We start from the raw sequence: 22705 nt of genomic DNA on the forward strand, positions 1-22705 counted from the left end.
GTACCTCTTCCGCAGCAGGGATCGTAACTACTATAGCACTATGCAATAGTTGCACTAGGAAATAGAGCTGGATCGGCGAGGCCAAAAGAGGGCGGCCTCGGCAAGCTTGTCATCTCGGAAGGTGTTACGCGGGACCGCTGTTGACGCCGCGGCTCGGGTCCGAGCACCATTCGGACCACGACCCGGGAAACAGTGCCGCCTCGCGGCCCGTCGCCGCCAGCGCAGCGACAGTGACGGTCGCGGTGACGCCCGAGCCGCAGTAGGCGCCCACCGGGCCGTCGGGTTCGATGCCGCGGTCGGACAGCAGCCGGGCGAGCGCGTGGTCGCCGACGAACGTGCCGTCGGGCGCCAGCATCGCGGTGCTCGGCAGGTTCTTGGCGCCGGGAATGTGCCCGGCGACGGGGTCGAGGGGTTCGACGTCGCCGCGGAAGCGCTCCGGCGCGCGGGCGTCGAGCAACGTCACACCTCCGGCCGCGGCCTGGTCGGCGGTCAGCGTGGGCTGGTTGCCGGCATATAAATCGTTTTGCGGCACAGTCACATTCCCCGGTTGCGGCTCGACCGGGCCGGTGTCGAGAGCGTGGCCGGCCGCCCGCCACGCGGACAGGCCGCCGTCGAGGATCCGCACATTCGGCAGCCCCGCCGCCGTCAACACCCACCACGCGCGCGCGGAGCCGGCGCGATTCCAGTCGTCGTAGACCACGACCGACGAGTCTCGCCGGATTCCCCAGCGGCGCGCGGCGGCCTGCAGATCGCGCCCCGACGGTAGCGGGTGGCGGCCGCGGCCGGCGAGCGTGTGATCGCTGAGTTCGTCCTCGAGTGAGACGTACACCGCGCCCGGGATGTGGCCCGCCAGGTAGGCCGGTCGCCCGTCGGGCTCGTCGAGCCGCCAACGCACGTCCAGCACGGTCAGCGGGCCGCCCGCCCGGATCAGGTCGGCCAGCTCCGTGGCGGTGATCAGCAGCCGGTCGCGCGCTTCCACCGATCAAACCTCCTTCTCCCGGAAAAAGCGTAGCGTCACGCGAGTGGGTTATGTACGGGCATTCACCAGGTGCCTCGCGGTCGGCGTCGCGTTGGCCACCGTGACGGCGGCCCGGGCCGAGGCGGAACCAAACACCCAGTGCGCCTTGGCAACCCCCGTTCAAGAAGTGCACAGCGTATCCCAGCTTCCGCCCGAACTCGTGAAGATCCTGCCGCCCATCGCCGACATCGGCGCGCCGTTCAATGCGACCGACTCGGTCAGCGATCCAACGCTGCCGTTCCGCCGCCTGATTCGCGCCGGCCATCGCGGCACCGACTGGTTCGTCTGGTACGAGCACGGCGGCGTCGGCTATTCCTGGCAGGCGGTCGTCGCGCGGATCGTGCCCGGCGGCGCCGCACAGGTGTTGGCGAACGCGGGCACGATCTCGGACACGCTGTGCAAACTCACCGACGGCGTCTTTGCCGGCCAGGTGCCGCCCTACCCGCCCGGTTCGTGGGCCGTCGCCGACTTCTAACGACGGTCCGACCGCCAGACAACGGAGGTGAGAGAAATGAGCGCATCGCAGCAGTCGCAGATCCGGACCCGCATGTTCGCCCGCGTATTGGGGCCGTTCTTCACGATCGTCCCCACCACGGTCGCCGTGCGCGGCTCCTACATGCAGACCCTGTTCAACGAGTTCAAGGCAAATCCCATGTGGCCGTGGCTGTATGGCGCCATCCTGCTGATGTTCGGCTTGGTGATCATCGCGTTTCACCAGTATTGGCGCAGCCCGGCGGCGGTCATCGTGTCGGTGGTCGGCTGGTTTCTGGCCATCCGCGGCGTGTTGTTGCTGACCGTTCCCCGGGCCTACGACGCCGCCGGCAACGCCATCTACAGCTCGGGCGCGACCGTGGCGATCTGGGTGCTGTTCGGCTGCCTGGCCGCGGCCGGCCTGTACATGACCTACGTCGGCTGGAAGCCCGAACGGTCGACGGGCGCTTAGGTTCCCAGCGACGCCAGCATGCCCGCCGCGGCCCGCTGCCAGGTGAAGTCCTCCGCGCGACGCCGCGCGGAGCTGCGCCGGTGCGGCTCGGGGCGATTGACGATCGCGCCGACGGCCCGCGCGATGGCGAACGGGTCGTTGTCGGCCAGGGCGCCGCTGTCGGGGGTGACGATCTCGGTCAGCGCCGACGTGCGCGACACCACCGCGGGCGTTCCGCACGCCAGCGACTCCAGCGCGGCGAGGCCGAAGGTCTCGTGCGGGCCGGGCGCCAGCGTCACGTCCGCCGTGGCGAGCAGGCCCGCGACGGCGCGGCGGTCGGTGATGAAACCGGTGAAGTCGATCGGCAGCCGGGCGGCCTGCCGTTGCAGCCGGGCCCGCAACGGGCCCTCGCCCGCGACGACCAACCGGGCATCGACACCGGCGTGGCACAGGGCGCCCAGTGCGTCGATGCTGCGGTCGACCCGCTTTTCCACCGACAGCCGGCCGCAGTGCACCAGCAGGATCTGATCGGGCGTGGCCCATCGCCGCCGCACCAGGTGGGAGTGCCGGCGAGGGTGAAAGGTGTGCAGGTCCACGCCCAGCGGCACGGTGACGGTGTTCGTCGCGCCGATGCGGTCGAATTCCTCGCGGGCGAAACCAGTGGTGCACACGATGGTGTCGTAGTTGGCGGCGGTGCGCCGGTTGGCGAAGTCGGCGAACCTCTCCGCGGGTCGACGCGGAAGTACCTGCCCCACAAGGCGATCCAGGCGCTCATGGGAGATCATCACCGTGTTGGCGCCGCGTTCGCGGCCCCACGGACCCAGTGACCGCAGCGTGAGCCGGTCGGAGACCTCCAACGCGTCGGGCTTCAGCGACTCCAACACTCGCTTGACCGGCCACGGCAGCACCGCCCGGTAGCCGCCCGTGAACGGAATCAGTCTGGCGGGCAACGTGATTCGCACGACGCCCGTCGGCAGCCGGGTGCGCTGGGCGCGCGCGCCGGGAACGATCAGAAACACCTCGTGCCCGGCGGCGCAGTACTCCGCGCCGAGGCGATCCACCGCGGTGCGAAGGCCGCCGGAGCGGGGGCCGTAGAAGTTGGCGACCTGTGCCACGCGCATGCCGTGAGGACAGCCGCCGCGCGTGTGCGGACAACGATGTGGAATCGACGCGCGCCTGAACAGTCCGTGAATGCTTGTTGCAGCGTGGGCCGGGGCCGCTAGTCCTCGGCCGGAGCGATCCAGCGCGCGTGCGGTTGCCGGGCAGCGTGAACATCTACCGCTGAGGCCTCGTCACATCCGTCACGTTGACCTCTCGCGGGAAGGGGTGGTCGTTGTGCCCGCCTCACAGCGACTGTTTCGCTGCCGCCCGCAAAGACAGCACGCGTTGGTGGATCCTGTATTCGGTAGATCGCGGGATACACCCAGGCCCGTACCGGCCGCGCCCAATTCGGCGCGCTCTGTCGCGTCCTGTCTCCCAACGCAAGGCATCGGAAATGACCTTTGATGCCCTGCCGCGGATGCGGAAGCCCTGCCCATTGAGCGCCTCGATCATTTCGCCGATGGTCGCTGGTCCATTGTGGGCAAGGTGCATCGTGAGCACGTAACGCAACTCGATTCCTTGAAGGTTCATGCGGGAACGATCGCCTCCGGGTATGACAACAATTGCCGTTGTCGCTACGAGGCGGGCACAAGGTGTGCCGCCAATCCGGCGAGATTCGTGAGGCGGATGTGACGTAAGCAGGACTCAGTGCTCGTCGGCCTCGCCGAGCAGTTGCACTTCCTCCAGGTCCATTTCGTTCTGCAACTCGCGCAGCACGATGTCGTCGATCAGGTTCTGGTTTCGCAGCGCGGTGATTTCCCGGCGCTTGTGCTCGAGCACGCCCAGGCGCACCCGTCGTACCTTCTCCTTGCCCTTGAGCAGGCGGTGATTCGGCGAGCCGTCCTCGGTGGCCAGCACCAGCGCGGCCTTTTCCTCGTATTCCTTTTGCAGCCGTCGCCGAAGGTCGTCGCTGATGCCGACCTCGTCGGCCACCGTCGGCAGCGCGTCGAGCGCCGCCTGAGCGCCGCGCCGGCGGGCCAGTTGCAGCTCCTCCCCGTGCGCGACGTCCTCGGGCATCTTGGCCCAGCGCACCACGGCCGGCAGCGTGCTGCCCTGGACCAGGACCGTCACCAGGATGACGACAACGACGATGAAGATGAGCAGGCTGCGGTCGGGGAACGGCGCGCCGCTGAGCGTGGTCGTCGGGACGGCCAGCGCCGCGGCCAGTGACACGGCTCCGCGGAATCCCGCCCACGCGGTGACGAAACGCTGCCGCCAGGGGATGCGGCGCTCTCGCTGCGCTTGGCGACGGTCCAGGAGGCGGATCAACGCGGTGGTGACCTCCCCCCAGATGATGCGGGACACGATGACGACACCGGTGATGGCAAGCGCCAGATACAGCGCGTGACGAAGCCCGCCCTCGACGCCCGCGATGCCGCGCAGCGCACCCGGGATCTGGACCCCGACGAACACCCACAGCGACCCGTTGAGCAGGAAGGTCGCGGAGTCCCAGAACGCATAGGACTGCAGCCGGGAACGGGCCCGGATCACCACCGGCCCGGAGTAGGCCAGCACCAGAGCCGACACCAGGACCGCGACCACGCCGCTGCACTCGAACGCCTGGGCCAGCAGGAACGCCGCGAACGGTGTCAGCAGGCTCAGGGCGCCCTCCTCCTGCGGGGCGTCCATGCGTTTGCGCGCGACGGTCGCCAATCCGCCGACGAGCAGCCCGGCGGCGATGCCGCCGAGATAGGAGACCACGAACCGGGCGGCCACCTCCGGCGGGCTGATCGCCGACCCGCCGACCGCGATGTGCACGCTCAGGACGAACAGGACCAGCGCGGTGCCGTCGTTGATCAGGCTCTCGGCCTTGAGCACGGTGAGCGACCGGCGCGGCAGCTTTCGTGCGAGCCCGGCCACCGCGGCGGCGTCGGTGGGGGACAGCACGGCGCCGAGGACGCCCGCGGCGTGGGAGTCCATGCCCAGCGCCCGCGCCGTCCACGACACCGCCGCCGCGGTGGCGATCACCAAGACGACGCTGAGGAAGACGATGATGCGCGCGTTCGTGCGCATCTCGCGAAAGCTGGTGTTCAGGCCCTCCCAATAGAGGATCGCGGGCAGGAACAGCAGCAGCACGATCTCGCCGTTGATGTGAAAGTGACCGAACTGCGGGATCAGCCCCAGCAGGGCGCCCAGCAGGATGAGCAGCACCGGGGGACCCACCCGATAGCGCCGGCCGATGACCGTCCCGACGATGACGGTGGACACCAGCGCGACGATCAGGACGAGGCCAAACACCAGCCCCATCCTGCCGGACCTGGCCGGTTGGCGCGTGACGGGGCAGGCTGGCAGTGTGACCGACCTCGTCGAGGATTTCGAGGCGCAGCGGCCGCGCCTGTTCTGGTTGGCGTACCGCCTGCTGGGGTCGGCGAGCGAGGCGGAAGACGCGGTGCAGGACGCCTACCTGCGGCTGCACGGCGTCGACCCGGCGCTCATCGAATCGCTGCCGGCCTGGCTCACCAAGGCCGTCACGAACCTGTGCCTCAACCGGCTCACGTCGGCGCGCGCCCGACGCGAGGTCTACCCCGGGCCGTGGCTTCCCGAGCCGGTCCGCACCGACGACCGGGCGCTCGGCCCGCTGGAAACCGCCGAGCAGCGCGAGTCGGTGTCCATCGCGCTGCTGAGCCTGATGGAGCGGCTCAAACCCAACGAGCGGGCGGCCTTCGTGCTCCGAGAGGCGTTCGCGTACAGCCACTTCGAGATCGCCGAGATCCTGCAGACGTCGGAGGCCAACGCCCGGCAGCTGTACCGGCGCGCGCGGCAACGACTGGGTGAGCCGCCACGGCCGGCGCGGCGACCGGATCGGGCGCAGTGGCGGCGACTGGTGGACCGGTTCTTCACCGCCGCCGGCGCCGGGGACGTGGCCGGACTCGTCGAAATCCTGACCGCCGACGTGACGTCGACGGCCGACGGCGGCGGCAAGGTGGCGGCCGCGCGACGCCCGATCTCGGGCCGCGACCGGACGGCGACGTACGCGGCGCGGGTGTTCAGCAGGAACCTGGCGGCGCTGCGGCTGCGGTTGGAGGTCGCCGAGGTCAACGGCGAGCCCGCGATGTTGGCCTTCGACGGCGACACGCTGTCCGGCGTCCTGTGCTTCGAGATCACCGGCGAGCGGATCGCGGCCCTGCGGATCCTGGCCAATCCCGACAAGCTGAGGTTCCTCGCCGCGCAGCTGTCACATCCGGCCGACCTGCCCGGTTCATAAGGGTATGGCGAACCGAGTACTGGTCACCGGCGGCACCGGCACCGTCGGCCGCGTCGTCGTCGACAACCTGGTGACCGCGGGCACCCAGGTCCGCGTCCTGAGCCGGGGACGGCGGGCCCACCAGCGCGCCGACGTCGAGCACGTCGTCGGCGACGTGCGAACCGGTGACGGGCTCGACGCGGCGATGGCCGGCGTCGACACGATCGTGCACTGCATCTATCCCACCGAGCGCCTGGTCGCGGCCGCGAAGCGGGCGGGCTCACCGCATCTGGTCTACGTGTCCATCGTCGGAATCGACCGCATCCCGTTCGCCCTCTACCGCACGATGCTCGCCAACGAACGCACGATCGCCGAGTCGGGCCTGCCCTGGACGGTGCTGCGGGCCACCCAGTTTCACGACCTGATCGCCTTCGTGTTGCGCATGCTGGCGAAGCCGCCGGTGATGGCGCTGCCGTCGGGCCTGAGGTTCCAGCCGGTCGACGTGCGCGACGTGGGCGCCCGGTTGGCCGAGTTGGCGCTGGGCGAGCCGATCGGGCGGGCGCCGGATTTCGGCGGCCCGCAGGTGCGCGCGCTCGACGACCTCGCCCGCAGCTACCTGGCGACCGTCGGCAAGCGCCGGCCCATCGCCCCGATTCGGTTGCCCGGCAAGGTGTTTGGCGGGATACGGGCCGGTGGTCTGCTCACCCCGGAGCATGCCGACGGCACGATCACCTTCGAGCAGTACCTCGGTGAACAAGTCGCCGCCGGCCAACGGCCGTACAAAGACGCGATCCGCGCCTACCTGCCGCAGCGCCGACGCGAGGACCGGCGGTGAGCGTGCTTCGCGCGGGAGTGTGGTTTCTCACAGCCGTCGAAATGGCGGTCGGGTTGGTCGCGACGCTGGCGCCTCGGGCGTTCTACGACCACGTGCCCTGGGTGGACCTCGTCCCGCCGTTCTCGGAGCACCTGATGCGCGACTACGGCGCGATGAACCTCTCGCTCGCGCTCGTATTCCTCGCCGCCGCAATGACGATGGAGCGCCGCATGGTGCGCCTCGCGCTGGGCGCGTACCTGCTGTTCGCCGTCCCGCACCTGATCTTTCACGCCACCCGCCTGGAGGGGTTCACGACGGCGGCCGCGGCCGGGCAGACGATCACCCTCGCGGTGGCCGTGCTGCTGCCGGTTGCCCTGCTGGTCCTCACGGCGTGGCGACCCGGGCGACACCCCATAATGGACGCAAATGACCGTCGTGAAGATCAGGCTCTTGGTGACCGTCGCGATGCTCGTTACATCGACGTTGGTGGGCTGCAACTTCCAGTCCAGGAACCCGCCGACAAGCAAAACCCTCCAGGTCTCCATGGATGAGGTGCTGAAGCAGAGCGTCATCACGCAGAACGTCACCTTGTCCGTCGGGAACACGTTGACCCTGAAATTGGGCTCGAACTACACCACCCCGTACCGGTGGACGGCCGAGACGAAGATCGGCGACGCGAGCATCGTCAAGCAAACCGGTCACCAGTTCGTGCAACCGACCTCCGACGCGCTGGGGGCGCCAGGGACCGAGGTCTGGACGTTCACGGCGCTGAAACCCGGCGTCACGACGATCACCACCTACTACACCAGCTTCGTGGGCGGCGACTCGACACCCAAGAGCACCTACAACGCGACCGTGACCGTGCGGTAAACCGCTCCTCGCGCTACGGTCTGGCTGTGATCGGCTTCCTTCGCAACTGGCCGCAGCTGAGCAACGTGCCCGCGCAACTTCGCGAACAGCTCGAGGCCGAGGGCCTGGTTTTCCTCGCCCCCCGGGTCGGCGTGAGCCGGCACTTCAGCGGCCATGTCCCGGGCGTGTTTTCGGCCGCGGGCGTGTCCCGGTACATGGGCGCGTTCGCGTTCAGCGCCGCGCGGATCGTCGCGACCTTTCCCGCGCGAGGGGACACGAACCTGCGGTCCATCGACTGCGCCTGGGACACCGACTCGGGACCGGCGACCGCGACCATCACCAACAAGGGCCTCGTGATCGATATCGAGCTGCACGGGGTGGACCGCGCGTGCAGCGGCAAGATGAAGCTGAACTACAAGAGGAAGATTCCCGACGAGGTGCTGCAACGGCTGCCGACGACCTCGCTGCGGTTTCGGGTGGACCCCGCCTTCGTGTATCGCGCGGCTGGCGTACGTCCCAAGGTTTAGGCGACCAAAGGCTCTATCGGCCGCTGCGGGGGCGGCTCAAAATCCGTGAATGAGCGACAATCATTCCGGCTCGGCCGACATCGACAAATGGGATCGCGCCCTGACGGAGCACGTCGTCGCGCTGACCCGCCCGATCGTCAAGCTCTATTTCCGTTCCGAGGTCCGGGGCCTGGACCTCATCCCACCCGGCCCGTCCCTGGTGGTGTCGAACCATTCCGGCGGCCTCACCTCGTTCGACCTGTCGGTGTTCGCCGTCGGCTATTACGACAAGTTCGGTTACGAGCGCCCGCTCTATGCGCTCGGGTTCGACACGATATTCGGCGGACCGGCCGGCGAATTCCTCAACCGCACCGGGGTGATTCGCGCGACGCGCGAGAACGCGGCGAAGGCGTTGGCTTCCGGCGCCGTCGTATTGGTCTTCCCGGGCGGCGATTTCGACGTGTACCGGCCGAGCATGCGGGAGAACGTCATCAACTTCGGCGGCAGAACCGGCTACGTCACAACGGCCATCGAGGCCGGGGTGCCGATCGTCCCCGCGGTCTCCATCGGCGGGCAGGAGGGCCAGCTGTACCTGAGCCGCGGCACCTGGCTGTCGCGACTGCTGCGGCTCACCAACTTCGAACGCAAACACTTCCGAACCAACATCCTGCCAATAACTTTCGGCTGGCCGTTCGGGCTGAGCGTCCTGGCGCCGGTCAACGTGCCGCTGCCCACCAAGATCGTCACCGAGGTGCTGAAGCCGATCGACACCGCCGAATTCGGCCGCACGCCCGACGTCGAACACGTCGACGCGCTGGTGCGCGGCCTGATGCAGAAGGGGCTCGACGAGCTGGCCGCCAAGCGCCGCTTCCCGGTATTCGGTTGAAGGTTGAAGCTCCTTATACGACAACCGATTTCGGCATCACGGTGGGCTTGAACCCGTAGCGGGGCCCGCCGAAGCCGACGCCTTTTCCGGCGGTGGCCATCGCCGGCATCCCGGCCGCCACCGTCGACACCGGGGCCGATTCTTCCGGTGCGACGGTCCAGCCGGAGCCCTCCAGCGCCGAGGCGCCCGAGTTCATCGCCGGGGCGGCCGCGGACCAACTGCCCGGTACTGACAGGCCGCCGACCGTCGACGCCCGGCCCACGCCGGCCAGCACCGGCGCTCCGCCGAAACCGGTTGAGGCCGGGGCCGCGCCGACTAGCGCCGGGGCGCCGATGGGGACCGCGCCGCCGCCGGCTCCGGCGGCGGCCGCCGCGGGCGTGAGGGTGTGGTTGAGCAATACCGAAGTCGGGATGGTGTTCATGACCCACCAGGCGGTGGTGTTCACCGCGCCGTTGATCGTGTTTGACACCAGCGAGTTGCTCAGGATGCTGGGCGGGTCGGCCGCGAGCGGGGAGGCAAGCCCGGCAACGGTATTGGGCAGGTTGGAGATTGTCTGCGTCAGCCCCGCCTGCGTGGCCGTCGCGGCGCCGGCGCGGGCGACCGCCGCCGCCTGGCCCGCCTCCCCGGCCGGGTTGGCGGTCGGCGCCGGCGGGGTCATCGGGATCAATCTCCCGGCCGCCGCCGAGGAGGCCGCGTAGGCGTACATGGCGGCGGCGTCCTGGGCCCACATTTCGCCGTAGTGGGCCTCGGTGGCCATGATCGCCGGCGTGTTCACGCCCAGGAAGTTGGTCGCGACCAGGGCCGCCAGCTGAGCCCGGTTGGCGGCGATCGCCGGCGGCGGCACGGTTGCGGCAAAGGCCGCCTCGAAGGCGGCCGCGGAGGCCGTGGCCTGCGCGGCCGCATGCTGGGCCTGTGCGGCGGTGACGTTCAGCCACTCGACGTAGGGCTGGACCGCGGCGGCCATCGACGCCGACGCCGGGCCGATCCACTGCCCGCCGGTCAGCTCCGAGATCACCGACTCGTAGCCGGCGGCCGTCGCATTCAATTCGGCGGCCAGGTTGCTCCACGCCGTCGCGGCGGCCATCATCGGTCCCGCGCCCGCACCGGCGTACATGCGCGCGGAGTTGATCTCTGGGGGTAATGCTCCGAAATCCATTTCTCTGCCTCTCCTTTGAAGAAATCCGTTAGCCGACCGTCGGTCGTCCCATCACGGTGGGCTTGACGCCGTAGCGCGGTGCGCCGTAGCCGGCGGCCTTTCCGGCCGTGGCCATCGAGGGCGTCGCGGCCGGCACGGTTGCCGGCGACGCGGTTTGCGGTGCCGGGGCGGTCCAGCCCGCGGTCGTCACGGCGCCGGGGCTGGCCGCCGCCGGGGCGGCGCCCGCGGCCCAGCTCGGCGGCACGGACAGCTGGCCGACCGAAGCCGCCTGGCCGAGGCCCGCGACCATCGGGACGCCGCCCGAGCCCGCAAGGCCGGCCGGAGCGACCGCACCCGTCGGAATTCCCACGGCCGCGTCGGGCATCAATCCTCCTTGGGAGACGAGGCCGGCCCCCGGCTGGACGAGCAGGCCCCCGGCGGCCATGTTGAGCAGATTCGACGATGCCGAGGACCAGTTGCCCGCCCCGATGTCGATGATGTCGGCCAGGGGGGTGGCCGGCGGGTCGGCGGCGGCGGGAGCGGCGGCGGGGGCGACGGGGGCGACGTTGGCGGCGGGGCCGAGAGCGGAGATCGGTCCCTGCGCCGCGGTCGCGGCGGAGTTGGTGGACTCGGTGGCCGCGTACGAATTTGCGCTGGTCCCCAGGGTGTGAACGAACTGCTCGTGATTCGCCGTGGCCTGCGCGCTGACCGACTGGTAGAGGCTGCCGTACGCCGAGAAGATCGCGGCCTGCAGCGCCGATACCTCGTCGGCGGCGGCGGGAGCCAGGCCCGTGGTGGGGGCTGCGCTGGCCGCGCTTTCGGCGGCCAGCGCCGAGCCGAGAGTTTGCAGCTTGCCCGCCGCGTAGAGCAATGCTTCGGGCTGTGTCGTCACGAAAGACATCGATGTCTCCTTTGTGCAAAAGCCGTGGCTTCTTGACGGTTGGAGGCCGCCACAACCTGGTTTGACCGCCCGGCGTTCGGCGAAACCGCGGAGGGAAGCCTAATTTGCTGGGCGGTGGACGGGGGAATGCTTGCCGGACGCTGACCGATTGCTGCGGAATCGTTGCGTCGCTGTGGCTTTGGCGGTCGTAGACCCAGGCGGGACGGCTGGTCGCGCGCGTTCGGTCCGGGCCGCCGCCCGGGTCCTTCCCCCTCGGGTGGGTCCGCGCGATGGCGAACCTCAATGAGGGGCTATGCCACGTTGGCCTGGCGTTGCGTCGCGTAGACCTCGGCCAGGAATTGCTCGACGGCCACCGCGGCGTGGGCCGCGCGGGCCGAGCCGAAGATGTCGAAAGCGTGTTGGGTGAACGGCAATTCGGCATACACGACGGGCTGGTTGCTGACTTCGCGCAGCTTGGCGGTGAAGTCGCGCGCCTGCTCGACGAAGGCCAGCGAGTCGTTCTTGCCGTGCAGCACGAAGAACGGGGGAGCGTCGGGGTTCACGCGGTGGATCGGCGATGCATCGGCGAACGTCTGCGGGTGCGTCGAGGGCTTTTGTTTGATGATCGACTTGATGAGCAGCGCTGGCATCATCGCGTGCATCGAGTCGTCGAGGCGGGTGAAATCGTAAATGCCGTAAAAGGGTACGGCCGCCTGAACCCGGGTGTCGGCATTTTCGAAACCCGGCTGAAACTGCGGATCGTTCGGCGTCAGCGCCGCCAGCGACGACAGGTGACCGCCGGCCGAACCGCCGGTGATGGCGATGAAGTCGGGGTCGCCGCCGTATTCGGCGATGTGCTCTTTGACCCACACGAGGGCGCGTTTGACGTCGACGATATGGCTGGGCCAGGTGTTGCGCGGGCTGTGCCGGTAGTTGATCGCCACGCAGATCCAGCCGAGCTCGGCGAGGTGGCTCATCAACGGATGTGCTTGTCCGCGCTTGTTTCCCGTCGTCCAGGCGCCGCCGGGGATCTGGAAGAGCACCGGCGCCTTGCCGTTCGGGTCGAGGTCGGGCCGCCGCCAGATGTCGAGGAGATTGGCTTTGCCGAATTCGCCGTAGCTGATGTTGGCGTCGTGGGCGTAGTCGCGGTAGATCCGGAACATCCGCACGACCCCGGGTGCTTTGGCGTTGCCGGCGCCGTCGGGCCGGCGCCAGAGGCCCGTCGACTCGGTGCGGCGTCCCGGGCCCAGGCCCTCGTCCAGCGCTTTGGACAGCGGGACATTGGCCTTGTGGCCCGCGCGACTGAAGTTCAGCAAGCCCGCCGCCGAGACGGTGGCGACCAGCCACGCGATCGCCCGCACCGGCCCGGTCAGGCGGCGCTGTGTCAACGCCAGTCCGCCGAGCTGGCTGACCAGCGTCTGCAGCGGCAACTCCGTCACGATAAAACCGAACAGCCACGAGTACAGCGACATGTACCCCTTGCGCGCCAGGGGGCGATATGCGTTGAGGGTCGACGCCGCCGTCACCGCCGTGACCACCAGCGATCCGAGTTGCCGGACGATGTGGCCGATCTGAGCTCTCTGCATGCGGTCACCTTACGAGGTCGCCGTAGACTGCGGCTTCGTGGCATCGGTTCCGCTGGATGCACAAGAGCGGGTTGAGCTCTGCGATCTTTTCGACTCGGTGGGCCCGTCGGCTCCCACCCTGATCGACGGCTGGACCGCTCACGATCTCGCCGCGCACCTGGTGTTGCGGGAGCACGACCTGATTGCCGGGCCGTGCCTCGTTCTACCTGGGCGCTTCGGACGGTTCGCCGAGCGGCGTCGGGCCGCGCTGGCCCGGCGCCGGGACTTCGCGTGGCTGGTGGCGCGGATTCGGTCCGGGCCCCCGCCCGGGTTCTTCCGCCTCGGGTGGGTCCGCGCGATGGCGAATCTCAACGAGTTCTTCGTTCACCACGAGGACGTCCGCAGGGCGAACGGCGGGGGGCCGCGTGTTCTGGGGCCTGCTCTGGATGCCGCCTTGTGGCGAAACGTTCGCCGCGGCGGCCGCTATCTGAGCCGGCGGCTGCGCGGTTGCGGTCTGGAGCTGTCGTGGGCCGGGACCGACGAGCGGACGACGGTCCGGGCGGGCTCGCCGACCGCGCGGCTCAGCGGGGCGCCGGGCGAACTCTTGCTGTATCTGTTTGGGCGCCAGGCCGCGGCGCGGGTTGATGTGAGCGGACCGCCGGAGGCCATCGCTGGCGTCCGTGGCGCGCACTTCGGGATGTGAGTCGGCGGCGGCGTTTTGCGTCACATCAGCCACACTGGTCCCTGGAAGAGGCGGCACACACTGTGTCCACCTCACAGCGACAACTTGCGATGAAGCGTCGAGGCGTCGTCAGTTGTCGCGCTGAGGCGGGCATATCGTCATATCCCTAACTTCCTGTTGCGTAAGGGATTCAAAGTCTGGCAGGAGCCAACGTCATGGCGCCATAATGGCGCCATGCCCAGTGTGCGAATCGAAGACGTCCCCGAAGACACCCACCGAGTTCTGCGGGAGCGAGCGGCGCGCGCGCACCAGTCCCTACAGGAATACCTTCGAAGCCGTCTGATCGCCGATGCGGCTCAACCCAATCTGGATGAGGTTCTCGACCGCGTCGCCGCCCGCCGTGGTGGCCGCGTATCTTTCAATGCCGCTGTCGATCAGGTTCGGGCAGAACGTGATCGTCGTTGATGCCAGCCGCTAGCCGTCGCCGAAGAGGACGTCGGGATTGAGGATGCCCGCCGGGTCAAAGCTCTGCTTGATGCGGCGCATGAGGTCGACCTTGACGGGGTCTTCGAGCTCGAGGAAGTACGGGGTCTTGGCGCGGCCGAGGCCGTGTTCGCCGGAGATCGCGCCGCCCAATTCCATTGCCAGCGCGAAGATGTCGGTCATCAGCTTCTTCTTTTTCGACGGGTCCTTGCAGATGATCGCCAGATGCACGTTGCCGTCGCCGGCATGCCCGCAACCCGCCGCGGCCCCGCCGGCCGCCGCCGCCAGATCGCGCGCGGCGGAAAGGAATTTCGGCATCGCCGAGCGCGGGACGACGGTGTCGATGATGTCGTCGGCGCCGATCGCCTTGGCCGTCCAGAACGCCTTCTCGCGCGCCTCGATCAGCTTGCGCGCCGAAACCCCTTCCAGCACATAGGCATCGACGGCGCCCAGATCGGCGACCAGCGAGCCGGCCCGCTCCACGTCCTCGTCCAGCCGATCCACACTGCGGCTCTCAAGCGCCACAACGAGATACGCTTGGCAGCTGTCGCGGATCTGATCGGGGATGCCCAGCTCGAGGTTCTGCGTGTGGACGAGCGCGGCCATCGTCATGTTGTCGATGTACTCGAGGATGTAGGGCCCCAGCCCGCTGGCCAGGATGCGCGGCACCGCGGCCATGACTTGGTCGAAGTCGGCGAACGGCGCGAGCACGGTGGCGCTGTGGGCAAGCCGTGGATGAAGCTTGACGATCACCTCGGTGGCCAGGGCCAGGGTGCCCTCGGAGCCGACGATGAGCTGGGTCAGGTCGTATCCGGTGGACACCTTGGCGATCTTGCCACCGGTGCGGACCAGCTCGCCGGTCGGCAGCGCGGCCTGCAACCCGAGCACGTTGTGCCGTGCGATCCCGTACTTGACCGCGCGCATGCCCCCGGCGTTGGTGCCGACGTTGCCGCCGACGCTGGAGGACAGCTCGCCGGGATGCACCATGTAGCTCAGCCCGGTGTCGGCGGTGGCGGCGTCGAGTTCGGTCAGCGTCACCCCCGGCTGGACGACGGCGACCTGGTTGGTCGTGTCGACCTCGAGCACCGCGTTCATCCGCTCGAAGGAGATGACGAGCCCGTCGTCGCGCGGTATCGCGGCGCCCGAGAGCCCGGTCCCGGACCCGCGGGCTGTCACTGGAATCCCTTGCTCCGTCGCTACTTTCAGCAGCCGGGCGACCTCATCGGCGGTGGCCGGCCGCGCGACATACGCCGGCCGCCGCGGCGCCGTCGTCAGCACCTCGTCGTGAAAATAGTCGTCGGGGATCGCGTCGCCGGTCAGCAGGTTGTGGTCGCCGACGATCTCCGCGAACCGCGCCGTCGCGTCGCTCAAGGCTCGTCCAACAACCGCAGCGGGTGCAGGCCGTCGACGGCGCCGACGAACGGCGGGTGGATGCTGTAGCCGATCATGCGTCGAATGTCTTCGGAGACGGTTCGAGCGACGTCGCGCGGTATCGACAGCGTGAACGCCTCCATCGGCCGCAGCCACGGTTGGCAGTATTGGGCCGTGACGGCCAGCCGCGCATGGGCGCTCGTGTTGGCGCCGCCGCCGTGCCAGAGGGTTCCCACGAAAAACACGCACGAGCCGGCGGGCATGACCACGGGCAGCGCGGGATCGTCCGGCCCGGGCGGACGCCGGCCCCAGCGGTGACTGCCGGGAAAGAGCACCGTGGCGCCGTTGTCGGCGGTGAAGTCGTCGATCGCCCAGATCGTCGCGGCGGCCAGGGGCGCCCGCGGCCGCGGAATCGGGTAGAAGCCGTCGTCGTGGTGGGGCAGCTGCGCGGACTCGCCGGGCTGAATGTTGATGGCCTGCAACGCCGAAAGCAGGTAATTGGGCATCAGCAGCCGATCGAGCACCGCCAGCACCCGCGGATGATCGACGAGCCTGTCGCACACGCGGGACCTGCTCAGCACGCTGTAGATGCGCTGGGTGCGGCGTCCTTCGAAGGCGTTGCGCCCGGTGGGCCCGAGCCAGGGTTCGACGGTGTCGCGGATCTGCCGGCACTCGTCCGCGCTCAGCAGGTTCTCCCAGATGACGTAGCCGTCGCGGTCGAGGGCGGCCATGTCGGCGTCGACGATCGCGGGGTCGACGGACGCACCGCCGCTCGGTGTCCATTTGTGCCGGCCTGCCAAATCACCCCGGAGGTCGTCCAGCGTGGTGACGGGCTCGTCATCGAGGGCCATAGGCCGACCTTGAACCGATGTCGGCCGCGGGTCAAGTGATTCGGCGCGGGACGGCGGCGCGTCCTGGTGGCCAGCACAGATGCACCATGTAGCACATTAAGTGCTACCATAGTTGGCGTGGAGAAAATCGGGATTCGTGAACTGCGCCAGAACGCAAGCGTATGGATCGCAAAGGCGAAGGCCGGATCGATCATCCAAATCACCGACCGGGGCCGGCCGGTAGCACGATTGGTGCCGATCACGCCTGCCGAACGAGCCCGTGACCAACTCATCGCTGAGGGCCAGTTAATTCCCGCTGCCGCACATCGGGCCCCATTTCGGACGGTCGATCTCATCGAAGGTCCGTCGCTCACCGCCATCTTGGACGAGCAACGCTCCGACCGATGATTTACCTCGATACGTCGGCCGCGGTGAAACTCGTGGCGGCTGAAGAAGAGTCGGCGGCTCTGATTGATTGGCTCAACGCGCACGCTGACGAAAACCTCGCCGCCAATGCCATCGGTCGCATTGAGCTGATACGGGCGGCTGCACGGGTAGGACCTAACGCTGTAGCGCTCGCGCGAAATGTCGCCGCGACGATCGACACCCTTGTCTTGACGGACGCCATCGCCGCAGCGGCGGCAACGGTCCCGCCTGCCGAACTGCGCACCCTTGACGCCATACACCTCGCCACGGCACATGCCCATCGAAAGGCCCTTACAGCCTTTTGCGCATACGACCGCCGACTGCTCGCGGCGGCCGAATCGCAGGGGCTGCCGACCGTCTCCCCGCGAGGCAACGCCGGCTCCGGGCAGCGCTAGCCCGCGACGCGGCATGCGAGCGCCCGATTCGGGCACACTGGGTGTCGCGAGCACGTCTGGCTGAAAGGATTTCCAATGTCGTCCCGTTTCGGGCCATACGAGCTGCGATCGCTGATCGGCGCCGGCGCGACGGGCGAGGTGTATCGGGCCTACGACACGGTCAAGGATCGGACGGTCGCGCTCAAGCTGCTGCGTGGCGAGATGTCCGCGGATCCGGGCTTCCAGCAACGGTTTTACCAACAGTGCCGGGCGGTGGCGCGAATCCAGGAGCCCCACGTCATCCCGGTGCACGACTTCGGCGAGATCGACGGGGTGCTGTTCCTCGACATGCATCTGGTCGACGGCGGCAGTCTGCGTGACCTGCTGCGCGAGCGCGGCGCGCTGGAGGCCTCGCGGGCGGCGTCGATCACGGCGCAGGTGGCGCGCGCGCTGGACGCCGCGCACGCCGGTGGGCTGTTGCACCTCGACGTCAAACCCGAAAACGTCCTGCTCACGCCCGACCACTTCGCCTACGTCGTCGACTTCGGCGTCGCGCACGCCGGCGGCGAGGACAGGATGTCTCGCACCTACATGGCGCCCGAACGGTTCACCAGCGGATGGGTGGGGCAGCAGACCGACGTGTATTCGCTGGCGTGCGTGCTCTACGAGTGCCTCACCGGCCAGCCGCCGTTCGAGGGCGCGGACCCGCAGGAGCTCAAGCGCGCGCACCTGTTGTCCCCGGCGCCGCGGCCCAGCATCATGCGCCGTGGTGTCGGCCGGGCCCTCGACGACGTCGTCGCCCAAGGCATGGCCAAGCAGCGTTCGGCGCGGTTCGCCTCCGCGGGGGAGCTCGCCCGCGCGGCCAGCGAGGCGGTGTCCTCGGCCTACGAGCCGGTTGCGGTGGGGGCCGGCGGAGGACTGCCGCCGCGCACGCGGCCGTTTACGACGGTCTATCCGAACCCGGACGACACTGGCTGCAGCCCGTATCCGGCCCCGGATGCGCCGCCCGAGCGCCCGGCCCGCCTGTTGGCGATCGGCCGCGCGCCGCTGGTGCTGACCGCGGCGGCGGTGGTGGCGCTGATCGTCGGGCTGGTGTTGGCGGTGGCATCGGTCTTTGGCGGCAACCACCGCAACGGCTCGCCCCCGCCGCCGCGCACGGCGACGGCCGCGCCTCCGGCGCCTTCGACGACGCCAGCCCCGAAGACGCCGTCGTTGTCTGCTCCCGTGAAGGGCGCCGACGGGTTGGGGTTCGTCGGCGAGACGGCGCGCTGCGACCCGGGCAATCCGCCGGCGGCCGTGGTGCGGACCGCCAAGTCGCTCGCGGTGGTGTGTCAAAACCTCAGCGGCAGTTACTACTACCGGGGCGAGCGGATCCGCGATGGCGCCAACATCGAGCTGTCCAACGCCGAGCGCGTTGGCGACGGGTTCGACGTCACCAATCCCGTCGACGGCACGCTGTACGAGGTGCGCCCGAACCGGCTCAGGATCATCAGCAACGGCCACGTCGACTCGTCGGAGCCGGTGCTGCAGTACGCGACGGCGTCGTGATCACCAGGGGCGCAATAAGGGTGGCACAAGACTATCCGGACGCCCTGCTCACGCCAGAGTCGTTGAGTCTGCTTGTGTTTGACATGCCAGCCTGATCCCGATCAAGCGACGAGCTCGATGTCGGCATTATGAGCGTGGGATTGAGCCAGTCTCCCGTCGCAGGTGATAAGCCTCGCCGCGAGCCCCTCGGCGAGGGCGAGGTACACGCCGTCGGCAACGGTATGAGTGCTCCGCAGTTGGTAGGCACGTGCGACCAATGGCTTTATAGGCCAACGCCGAACCGGAATGCTTCGAAAGTCGGCGACAGCGACGAGTCCTTCGTGATCGCTGATCAGCCGGCGCACAACCGCTCGCCGTATCGCCCCGACGACCTCGACGTCGAAATGGGCGGGCGCATGCACCGTCTCGCCCTGCAGGCGTTCAGCCACCGTCGCGCCCGGCCGCGTCGCGAGAACGAGTTCTACAGCCGCTGAGGCATCCAACACGATCACTCGGACCGAGCTTCTTCTACCAGTTCAGCCGCGCTGACGCCGAGATCTCGCCGCGGCAACGCCGCGAGGCGATCGAGGAGGTCATCAAGGGTGGGTTCTTCAGCGATTTCACTCAGGCGGGCAAGCAGGAAATCGCTGAGGCTCATCCGGTGCGCCGCTGCCCGGATCTTCAGTTCGCGGACAAGTTCATCCGGCACATTTCGGATCTGGACCATTGAAGACATGCGCCTAGCATAGCTCGCATGTTTGTCGCATGCATACAACTGGGCCTCGGTCGCCGGATTCCACCACGAGTCGAGCAGAAACCTGGCTACCGTTGCCGTGTCGCGACAGGCAACCCGAGGTCGGCTGCCCGAGCGGCAAGCTTGTCGTCGAACGTGGCGATTACGGCATTATGCTGCTCCGCGCTGTAGAGCACGCAGCAGTCCGGCATCTTCAGCATGGTCGTAGCGCGCAGCTCACCGAGGCGGCGAGCCGCGCCGGCCGGAAGGTCTAGGCTCTCGATCTGCAACTGTGCCAGCAGCCGGTGAAGCCGGTCGGCTTGCCCGGCCCGGGCGGCGCCGACGTACACCTCGGCGAGGGTGATAACGCTGGCGGCGAACGATTCTGACGCGTGCTCGGTGAGCAGAGTGGTCGCGTCGGTGTGGTGAGCGTCGGCAGACTCGAAATGCCCAATCAAGACGCTAGCGTCCAGGATGATCACTCGGGCCAGTCCTCGCGGAGCTCCTTGAGATAGTCAGGTCCGAAGACACCGGCCAATGCGCCACTGGTCCTTTCGACTGCTTGCTGGCGTTTGCGAGCGGCTGCAGCGTGATCGTGCGCGAGGGCGTTCCGGCCCACGAGGATGAGTTGACGCAACAGAGCGCCCGGCTTGTGGGCGAGCTCGGGCCACCTGCGGCGGGCGATCTCCAGCGCGTTGCTGATGTCGTCGGTTTCCGTGATGGCGTGGCGCCGGTGGTGGGTCGGCATCTCCAAAGTGTAACACCAATTGTCCTGGTGTAACACCGACTAGTTCTGCGGGACGACCCCGTAGACGCCGATTGTGCGTTGGCCCGATTGCAAGCGAGCCTGCGGTCGCTCCAACACATTTGCGCGTTAGTGAGCACATCAGAATAGGTCAGGGGCCCACGTAAAGCATCAGGCGTCGATCCCCAGTACCACGGCAAGGGCGCGCTCGATCTTGTGCAGCGTGTCAGGTGCGACGGTGCCCAATCGTTCGAGTAAGCGAGTCCGGGCGACGGCGCGGATTCCGCGGCAGACGGCGACGCTTGCAATGTCCACGCCTTCGCCGGGCGAGACGTCCGGCCGCAAGGGCGAGCTGGCGCGCGAGCTCGATACCGGCACCACGACAACGAGTTCATCCTCGACGCCGGTGAGTAGCTCATCGGCAGAGACCACGACGGCGGGGCGGTGTTTGCCGGGCTCGCCGGTGCGCGCGGCGCCGAGAGCGACCAACCAGAGTTCACCGCGGCGCGGCTCAGGCAAGGCCGTCGCCGGTGGTGTCGTCCCAGTCGCGGTCCTCGTCGCGCGCGGCTTCCGTGGTGGCGTCGGCACGAGTCGCATCGCGTTCGGCGCGGAACATCGCCTCGCGCTCGGTGCGGGTGGCGAGCTCCGCGAGCAGCGCGGCGAGGGAGATACCTCGTTCGCGCGCCTGTGCGGCTAAACGGTCGCGGGTCGCGACGGGAACCCTGATTGTAGTCGTGGAAGTAGACACAACCGTAGTCTACTCGGTAGACAGATTTAAGCTACGCTTTGAACGACGGTTTCAGGCGCGACTGGCGATTACCACGGGCGCGACGTGCCGCGGCTTGTTCCCGGCGTGAAGGTGACCGGCAGCTTGCCCAGCCCGGTCATGCTGGGGTTGCTGGTGTATTCGTCGACGTTGTCGAGGTCGACCCGGTAGTCGGGCATGCGGTCGAGGACCGCCCTTACCATCACCTCGGACATCAGGCGGGCCAGGTGCGAACCGATGCAGCGGTGCGGCCCGAGCCCAAAGGCCAGGTGGCGGTTGGGCATTCGATCCAGGATGACTTCGTCGGGCCGGTCAAATTCCTGCTCGTCGTGGTTGGCGGAGAGCCAGCTGATGATGACGCGGTCGTTCTTGCGGAGGCGCTGGCCGTTGAGCTCGACGTCTCTTGTCACGGTGCGGCTCAGTGACTTGTTGACCGAGAAGTAGCGCAGGAATTCGTCGGTGGCGGTGCGGTAGAGCTCCGGGTGGTCGATGAGTTGTCGCCTCAAGGCCGGGTGGGTGCCCAGGTGTTTGAGCGTGAGCGCGGTCTGGGAGGTGGTGGTGTCGACGCCGCCGCCGACGAGGTTCCAGATGATGTTGAGCAGGTGTTCGTCGGTGAGGCGCCGGCCGTCGAACTCGAACTGGATGAGGAAGCTGGTGAGGTCGTCTGTTGGGTTGGCTCTTCGCGCCGCCGCGTAATCGAGCACGCCCTGCATCATGGCGGGGACTTTGGCGATGGCTTCTAGGTACTCCGGGCTGTCTTGGGGGACGGCCATGACGGAGTGGAAGAGGTTGGCGTAGAGGTGCCAGTTGTCGTAGGGCAGGCCCATCAGCTTCATGGTGAGGATGGCCGGGACCGGGCTGGCGTAGTCGAGCACGAGATCCATCTGCCCGTCGGTGATCTTTTGGTCGAGGAACCGGTGCGCCGATTGCTCCATGAACGGCTTTAGCTTTTCCACGGCGCCGGGGGAGAAGAACGGCGCCAGCGCGTGCCGCAGGGCCAGGTGGTAGTCACCGTCGACCTCGCCGATGCCCAGGGCCGGCTGACCGTCCGGCCGCGGGACACCCATCTCGCCCTGGTAGTCGACGCCGTCCTCGGCGTTGGGGTCGTATCGGTGGGAGAAGGTGGCGTCGTCGCGCGCCGTACGGCTGACCGCGTTGTAGCTGCTGAGATACCAGAACCCGTCGTAGTTGTGGTTCCAGGCGACAGGGCATTTTTGCCTGAGGTCGGCGTTGATCTGCTGCTGGTTGAGGTTGAACTCGTCGGAGTGGTGGTCGAAGTCGACGACTGTTTTTGGGTCGACCTCGGGGCGGGTTGTCATCTGAGAAGTCCTCCACCGCGGGGCAGCTCGGCTTTCTATATTATCTTTGCATTATTACGCCGCGGGCTCTGTCGAGAAAGGCCGTCATGGGTAGGCGCCGAACGACTTTCAACCACGTCGGGCTATGCGTGGCCGACCGCGAGAGGTCGCGCCGCTTCTACGAGGGTCTGCTCGGCTTCCAGTTCTGGTGGGAGATCGAACCGCCCGACGACCGCACCGCCCAGCTGGTGGGTTTGCCCGAGCCGCTCGGAACCCACGCGACTTATCTGGTACGGGACGGCTTGGTGCTCGAACTGATCGATTACTCGAAGCGCCGAGTTCACGCCGGGGCCGAGCGGGTGATGGACCAGGTCGGGCTGACGCACATCTCGTTTTCGGTGTCCGATCTTTCCGGCGTGTTGGCCCGGGTGGCGGACTTCGGGGGAGCGGTGGTTGACGGGTCGGTGGGCGAGGGGATGGCGATGGTCCGGGATCCGGATGGGCAGCTGTTGGAGTTGCTTTCGGATGGGTGGCTTGCGGCGTTGCCTCCAAGGCCACCTGACCGGACTCCGTGAACTGGTCCACGGGGTCCGGTCGGTGGCCGAAGACG

Annotated in this window: 30 protein-coding genes and 1 pseudogene; 15 read left to right on the forward strand and 16 right to left on the reverse strand. The window is 68.2% G+C overall.

Annotated elements, in window-relative coordinates; translation table 11 throughout:
- Positions 1-124: 124 nt before the first annotated feature.
- A complete protein-coding gene (locus tag AC5Y6X_RS13355; RefSeq protein WP_499986877.1) occupies positions 125-979 on the reverse strand; it encodes a sulfurtransferase in 855 nt (284 codons plus the stop codon).
- A gap of 100 nt (positions 980-1079) precedes the next feature.
- Between AC5Y6X_RS13355 and AC5Y6X_RS13360 the strand changes: the two genes are divergently transcribed.
- Both AC5Y6X_RS13360 and AC5Y6X_RS13365 read left to right on the forward strand, forming a co-directional pair.
- On the forward strand, positions 1080-1493 hold the full coding sequence (locus tag AC5Y6X_RS13360) for a hypothetical protein (RefSeq protein WP_499987052.1): 414 nt from the start codon (positions 1080-1082) through the stop codon (positions 1491-1493).
- A gap of 36 nt (positions 1494-1529) precedes the next feature.
- Positions 1530-1961: a hypothetical protein gene (locus AC5Y6X_RS13365; protein WP_499986878.1), complete on the forward strand. Its 432-nt coding sequence runs from the start codon at positions 1530-1532 to the stop codon at positions 1959-1961.
- Here AC5Y6X_RS13365 and AC5Y6X_RS13370 read toward each other — a convergent pair.
- The 3 genes from AC5Y6X_RS13370 to AC5Y6X_RS13380 form a co-directional block, all read right to left on the reverse strand.
- Entirely contained in the window at positions 1958-3061 is a 1104-nt protein-coding gene (locus tag AC5Y6X_RS13370; protein WP_499986879.1) for a glycosyltransferase, read from the reverse strand. The two genes, AC5Y6X_RS13365 and AC5Y6X_RS13370, sit on opposite strands and share 4 nt — an antisense overlap.
- Before the next feature lie 223 nt (positions 3062-3284).
- A complete protein-coding gene (locus AC5Y6X_RS13375; RefSeq protein WP_499986880.1) occupies positions 3285-3572 on the reverse strand; it encodes a hypothetical protein in 288 nt (95 codons plus the stop codon).
- Between the two features lie 114 nt (positions 3573-3686).
- The gene (locus tag AC5Y6X_RS13380) at positions 3687-5279 is read right to left on the reverse strand and encodes a Na+/H+ antiporter (protein WP_499986881.1); all 1593 of its coding nucleotides are present in this window, start codon (positions 5277-5279) and stop codon (positions 3687-3689) included.
- Between the two features lie 55 nt (positions 5280-5334).
- Here AC5Y6X_RS13380 and AC5Y6X_RS13385 point away from each other — a divergent pair, with 55 nt between their 5' ends.
- From AC5Y6X_RS13385 to AC5Y6X_RS13410, 6 genes are read left to right on the forward strand one after another with little or no spacing between them, the layout of a single operon-like run.
- The gene (locus AC5Y6X_RS13385; protein ID WP_499986882.1) at positions 5335-6246 is read left to right on the forward strand and encodes an RNA polymerase sigma-70 factor; all 912 of its coding nucleotides are present in this window, start codon (positions 5335-5337) and stop codon (positions 6244-6246) included.
- Between the two features lie 4 nt (positions 6247-6250).
- Entirely contained in the window at positions 6251-7060 is an 810-nt protein-coding gene (locus tag AC5Y6X_RS13390) for an SDR family oxidoreductase (protein ID WP_499986883.1), read from the forward strand.
- Positions 7057-7590, forward strand: coding sequence for a hypothetical protein (locus tag AC5Y6X_RS13395; RefSeq protein WP_499986884.1), 534 nt, complete (start codon positions 7057-7059; stop codon positions 7588-7590). Before AC5Y6X_RS13390 ends, AC5Y6X_RS13395 begins: the two co-directional genes overlap by 4 nt.
- Positions 7475-7909 (forward strand): protease inhibitor I42 family protein, encoded by a 435-nt coding sequence (locus tag AC5Y6X_RS13400; protein WP_499987053.1) that lies wholly within the window; start codon positions 7475-7477, stop codon positions 7907-7909. Before AC5Y6X_RS13395 ends, AC5Y6X_RS13400 begins: the two co-directional genes overlap by 116 nt.
- A 26-nt stretch (positions 7910-7935) precedes the next feature.
- Positions 7936-8415 carry a hypothetical protein gene (locus AC5Y6X_RS13405; RefSeq protein ID WP_499986885.1) on the forward strand — a complete coding sequence of 160 codons (480 nt, stop codon included), beginning with the start codon at positions 7936-7938 and terminating at the stop codon, positions 8413-8415.
- Positions 8416-8464: 49 nt separating this feature from the next.
- Positions 8465-9280, forward strand: a complete 816-nt coding sequence (locus AC5Y6X_RS13410; protein WP_499986886.1) for a lysophospholipid acyltransferase family protein — start codon at positions 8465-8467, stop codon at positions 9278-9280.
- Positions 9281-9293: 13 nt separating this feature from the next.
- On the opposite strand, the gene AC5Y6X_RS13415 is transcribed toward AC5Y6X_RS13410, so the two are convergent.
- Both AC5Y6X_RS13415 and AC5Y6X_RS13420 read right to left on the reverse strand, forming a co-directional pair.
- Entirely contained in the window at positions 9294-10436 is a 1143-nt protein-coding gene (locus AC5Y6X_RS13415) for a PPE family protein (protein ID WP_499986887.1), read from the reverse strand.
- 28 nt (positions 10437-10464) lie between these two features.
- Positions 10465-11316, reverse strand: a complete 852-nt coding sequence (locus tag AC5Y6X_RS13420) for a PPE family protein, SVP subgroup (protein ID WP_499986888.1) — start codon at positions 11314-11316, stop codon at positions 10465-10467.
- 206 nt (positions 11317-11522) lie between these two features.
- Between AC5Y6X_RS13420 and AC5Y6X_RS13425 the strand changes: the two are divergent.
- A pseudogene (locus tag AC5Y6X_RS13425) lies at positions 11523-11615 on the forward strand (TIGR03085 family metal-binding protein); the annotation flags it as partial.
- Here the strand turns inward: AC5Y6X_RS13425 and AC5Y6X_RS13430 are convergent.
- Positions 11607-12881 (reverse strand): alpha/beta hydrolase fold domain-containing protein, encoded by a 1275-nt coding sequence (locus AC5Y6X_RS13430; RefSeq protein ID WP_499986889.1) that lies wholly within the window; start codon positions 12879-12881, stop codon positions 11607-11609. The pseudogene AC5Y6X_RS13425 and the gene AC5Y6X_RS13430 overlap by 9 nt on opposite strands.
- 37 nt (positions 12882-12918) lie before the next feature.
- Between AC5Y6X_RS13430 and AC5Y6X_RS13435 the strand changes: the two genes are divergently transcribed.
- Both AC5Y6X_RS13435 and AC5Y6X_RS13440 read left to right on the forward strand, forming a co-directional pair.
- Positions 12919-13563, forward strand: coding sequence for a TIGR03085 family metal-binding protein (locus AC5Y6X_RS13435; RefSeq protein WP_499986890.1), 645 nt, complete (start codon positions 12919-12921; stop codon positions 13561-13563).
- Between the two features lie 213 nt (positions 13564-13776).
- Complete coding sequence (locus AC5Y6X_RS13440; protein ID WP_499986891.1) at positions 13777-14007, forward strand: FitA-like ribbon-helix-helix domain-containing protein; 231 nt, start codon at positions 13777-13779, stop codon at positions 14005-14007.
- Positions 14008-14016: 9 nt separating this feature from the next.
- Here the strand turns inward: AC5Y6X_RS13440 and AC5Y6X_RS13445 are convergent, their stop codons facing one another.
- Both AC5Y6X_RS13445 and AC5Y6X_RS13450 read right to left on the reverse strand, forming a co-directional pair.
- Positions 14017-15396: an FAD-binding oxidoreductase gene (locus tag AC5Y6X_RS13445; RefSeq protein ID WP_499986892.1), complete on the reverse strand. Its 1380-nt coding sequence runs from the start codon at positions 15394-15396 to the stop codon at positions 14017-14019.
- Positions 15393-16247, reverse strand: coding sequence for a phytanoyl-CoA dioxygenase family protein (locus AC5Y6X_RS13450; RefSeq protein WP_499986893.1), 855 nt, complete (start codon positions 16245-16247; stop codon positions 15393-15395). Before AC5Y6X_RS13450 ends, AC5Y6X_RS13445 begins: the two co-directional genes overlap by 4 nt.
- 117 nt (positions 16248-16364) lie before the next feature.
- Here AC5Y6X_RS13450 and AC5Y6X_RS13455 point away from each other — a divergent pair, with 117 nt between their 5' ends.
- The 3 genes from AC5Y6X_RS13455 (at position 16365) to AC5Y6X_RS13465 (ending at position 18574) form a co-directional block, all read left to right on the forward strand.
- Positions 16365-16634, forward strand: coding sequence for a type II toxin-antitoxin system Phd/YefM family antitoxin (locus AC5Y6X_RS13455; protein WP_499986894.1), 270 nt, complete (start codon positions 16365-16367; stop codon positions 16632-16634).
- Entirely contained in the window at positions 16631-17047 is a 417-nt protein-coding gene (locus AC5Y6X_RS13460) for a type II toxin-antitoxin system VapC family toxin (protein ID WP_499986895.1), read from the forward strand. The genes AC5Y6X_RS13455 and AC5Y6X_RS13460 overlap by 4 nt, the downstream gene beginning before the upstream one ends.
- 75 nt (positions 17048-17122) lie before the next feature.
- The gene (locus tag AC5Y6X_RS13465; RefSeq protein WP_499986896.1) at positions 17123-18574 is read left to right on the forward strand and encodes a serine/threonine-protein kinase; all 1452 of its coding nucleotides are present in this window, start codon (positions 17123-17125) and stop codon (positions 18572-18574) included.
- Between the two features lie 101 nt (positions 18575-18675).
- On the opposite strand, the gene AC5Y6X_RS13470 is transcribed toward AC5Y6X_RS13465, so the two are convergent.
- From AC5Y6X_RS13470 to AC5Y6X_RS13500, 7 genes are all read right to left on the reverse strand, one after another.
- Positions 18676-19065, reverse strand: coding sequence for a type II toxin-antitoxin system VapC family toxin (locus AC5Y6X_RS13470; RefSeq protein WP_499986897.1), 390 nt, complete (start codon positions 19063-19065; stop codon positions 18676-18678).
- The gene (locus AC5Y6X_RS13475; RefSeq protein ID WP_499986898.1) at positions 19062-19289 is read right to left on the reverse strand and encodes a FitA-like ribbon-helix-helix domain-containing protein; all 228 of its coding nucleotides are present in this window, start codon (positions 19287-19289) and stop codon (positions 19062-19064) included. The genes AC5Y6X_RS13470 and AC5Y6X_RS13475 overlap by 4 nt, the downstream gene beginning before the upstream one ends.
- Positions 19290-19375: 86 nt before the next feature.
- Complete coding sequence (locus tag AC5Y6X_RS13480) at positions 19376-19768, reverse strand: type II toxin-antitoxin system VapC family toxin (RefSeq protein WP_499986899.1); 393 nt, start codon at positions 19766-19768, stop codon at positions 19376-19378.
- Positions 19765-20034, reverse strand: coding sequence for a hypothetical protein (locus AC5Y6X_RS13485; RefSeq protein WP_499986900.1), 270 nt, complete (start codon positions 20032-20034; stop codon positions 19765-19767). The genes AC5Y6X_RS13480 and AC5Y6X_RS13485 overlap by 4 nt, the downstream gene beginning before the upstream one ends.
- A gap of 168 nt (positions 20035-20202) precedes the next feature.
- Positions 20203-20550 (reverse strand): type II toxin-antitoxin system PemK/MazF family toxin, encoded by a 348-nt coding sequence (locus tag AC5Y6X_RS13490; RefSeq protein WP_499986901.1) that lies wholly within the window; start codon positions 20548-20550, stop codon positions 20203-20205.
- On the reverse strand, positions 20543-20779 hold the full coding sequence (locus tag AC5Y6X_RS13495) for a type II toxin-antitoxin system antitoxin MazE7 (protein WP_499986902.1): 237 nt from the start codon (positions 20777-20779) through the stop codon (positions 20543-20545). The genes AC5Y6X_RS13490 and AC5Y6X_RS13495 overlap by 8 nt, the downstream gene beginning before the upstream one ends.
- 68 nt (positions 20780-20847) lie before the next feature.
- The gene (locus AC5Y6X_RS13500; protein WP_499986903.1) at positions 20848-22116 is read right to left on the reverse strand and encodes a cytochrome P450; all 1269 of its coding nucleotides are present in this window, start codon (positions 22114-22116) and stop codon (positions 20848-20850) included.
- An 86-nt stretch (positions 22117-22202) separates the two neighbouring features.
- On the opposite strand from AC5Y6X_RS13500, the gene AC5Y6X_RS13505 reads away from it, so the two are divergent.
- Positions 22203-22670, forward strand: coding sequence for a VOC family protein (locus tag AC5Y6X_RS13505; RefSeq protein WP_499986904.1), 468 nt, complete (start codon positions 22203-22205; stop codon positions 22668-22670).
- The last annotated feature ends 35 nt before the right edge of the window (positions 22671-22705 follow it).

The sequence above is a fragment of the Mycobacterium sp. NGS26 genome, from assembly GCF_059813025.1.

Bases quoted from the DNA above. Each gene is read 5' to 3' on its own strand.
- AC5Y6X_RS13365 (WP_499986878.1), top strand. From the start codon at position 1,530: ATGAGCGCATCGCAGCAGTCGCAGATCCGGACCCGCATGTTCGCCCGC.
- AC5Y6X_RS13370 (WP_499986879.1), bottom strand. From the start codon at position 3,061: ATGCGCGTGGCACAGGTCGCCAACTTCTACGGCCCCCGCTCCGGCGGC.
- AC5Y6X_RS13375 (WP_499986880.1), bottom strand. From the start codon at position 3,572: ATGAACCTTCAAGGAATCGAGTTGCGTTACGTGCTCACGATGCACCTT.
- AC5Y6X_RS13390 (WP_499986883.1), top strand. From the start codon at position 6,251: ATGGCGAACCGAGTACTGGTCACCGGCGGCACCGGCACCGTCGGCCGC.
- AC5Y6X_RS13410 (WP_499986886.1), top strand. From the start codon at position 8,465: ATGAGCGACAATCATTCCGGCTCGGCCGACATCGACAAATGGGATCGC.
- AC5Y6X_RS13415 (WP_499986887.1), bottom strand. From the start codon at position 10,436: ATGGATTTCGGAGCATTACCCCCAGAGATCAACTCCGCGCGCATGTAC.
- AC5Y6X_RS13420 (WP_499986888.1), bottom strand. From the start codon at position 11,316: ATGTCTTTCGTGACGACACAGCCCGAAGCATTGCTCTACGCGGCGGGC.
- AC5Y6X_RS13430 (WP_499986889.1), bottom strand. From the start codon at position 12,881: ATGCAGAGAGCTCAGATCGGCCACATCGTCCGGCAACTCGGATCGCTG.
- AC5Y6X_RS13440 (WP_499986891.1), top strand. From the start codon at position 13,777: ATGCCCAGTGTGCGAATCGAAGACGTCCCCGAAGACACCCACCGAGTT.
- AC5Y6X_RS13450 (WP_499986893.1), bottom strand. From the start codon at position 16,247: ATGGCCCTCGATGACGAGCCCGTCACCACGCTGGACGACCTCCGGGGT.
- AC5Y6X_RS13460 (WP_499986895.1), top strand. From the start codon at position 16,631: ATGATTTACCTCGATACGTCGGCCGCGGTGAAACTCGTGGCGGCTGAA.
- AC5Y6X_RS13465 (WP_499986896.1), top strand. From the start codon at position 17,123: ATGTCGTCCCGTTTCGGGCCATACGAGCTGCGATCGCTGATCGGCGCC.
- AC5Y6X_RS13475 (WP_499986898.1), bottom strand. From the start codon at position 19,289: ATGTCTTCAATGGTCCAGATCCGAAATGTGCCGGATGAACTTGTCCGC.
- AC5Y6X_RS13485 (WP_499986900.1), bottom strand. From the start codon at position 20,034: ATGCCGACCCACCACCGGCGCCACGCCATCACGGAAACCGACGACATC.
- AC5Y6X_RS13500 (WP_499986903.1), bottom strand. From the start codon at position 22,116: ATGACAACCCGCCCCGAGGTCGACCCAAAAACAGTCGTCGACTTCGAC.
- AC5Y6X_RS13505 (WP_499986904.1), top strand. From the start codon at position 22,203: ATGGGTAGGCGCCGAACGACTTTCAACCACGTCGGGCTATGCGTGGCC.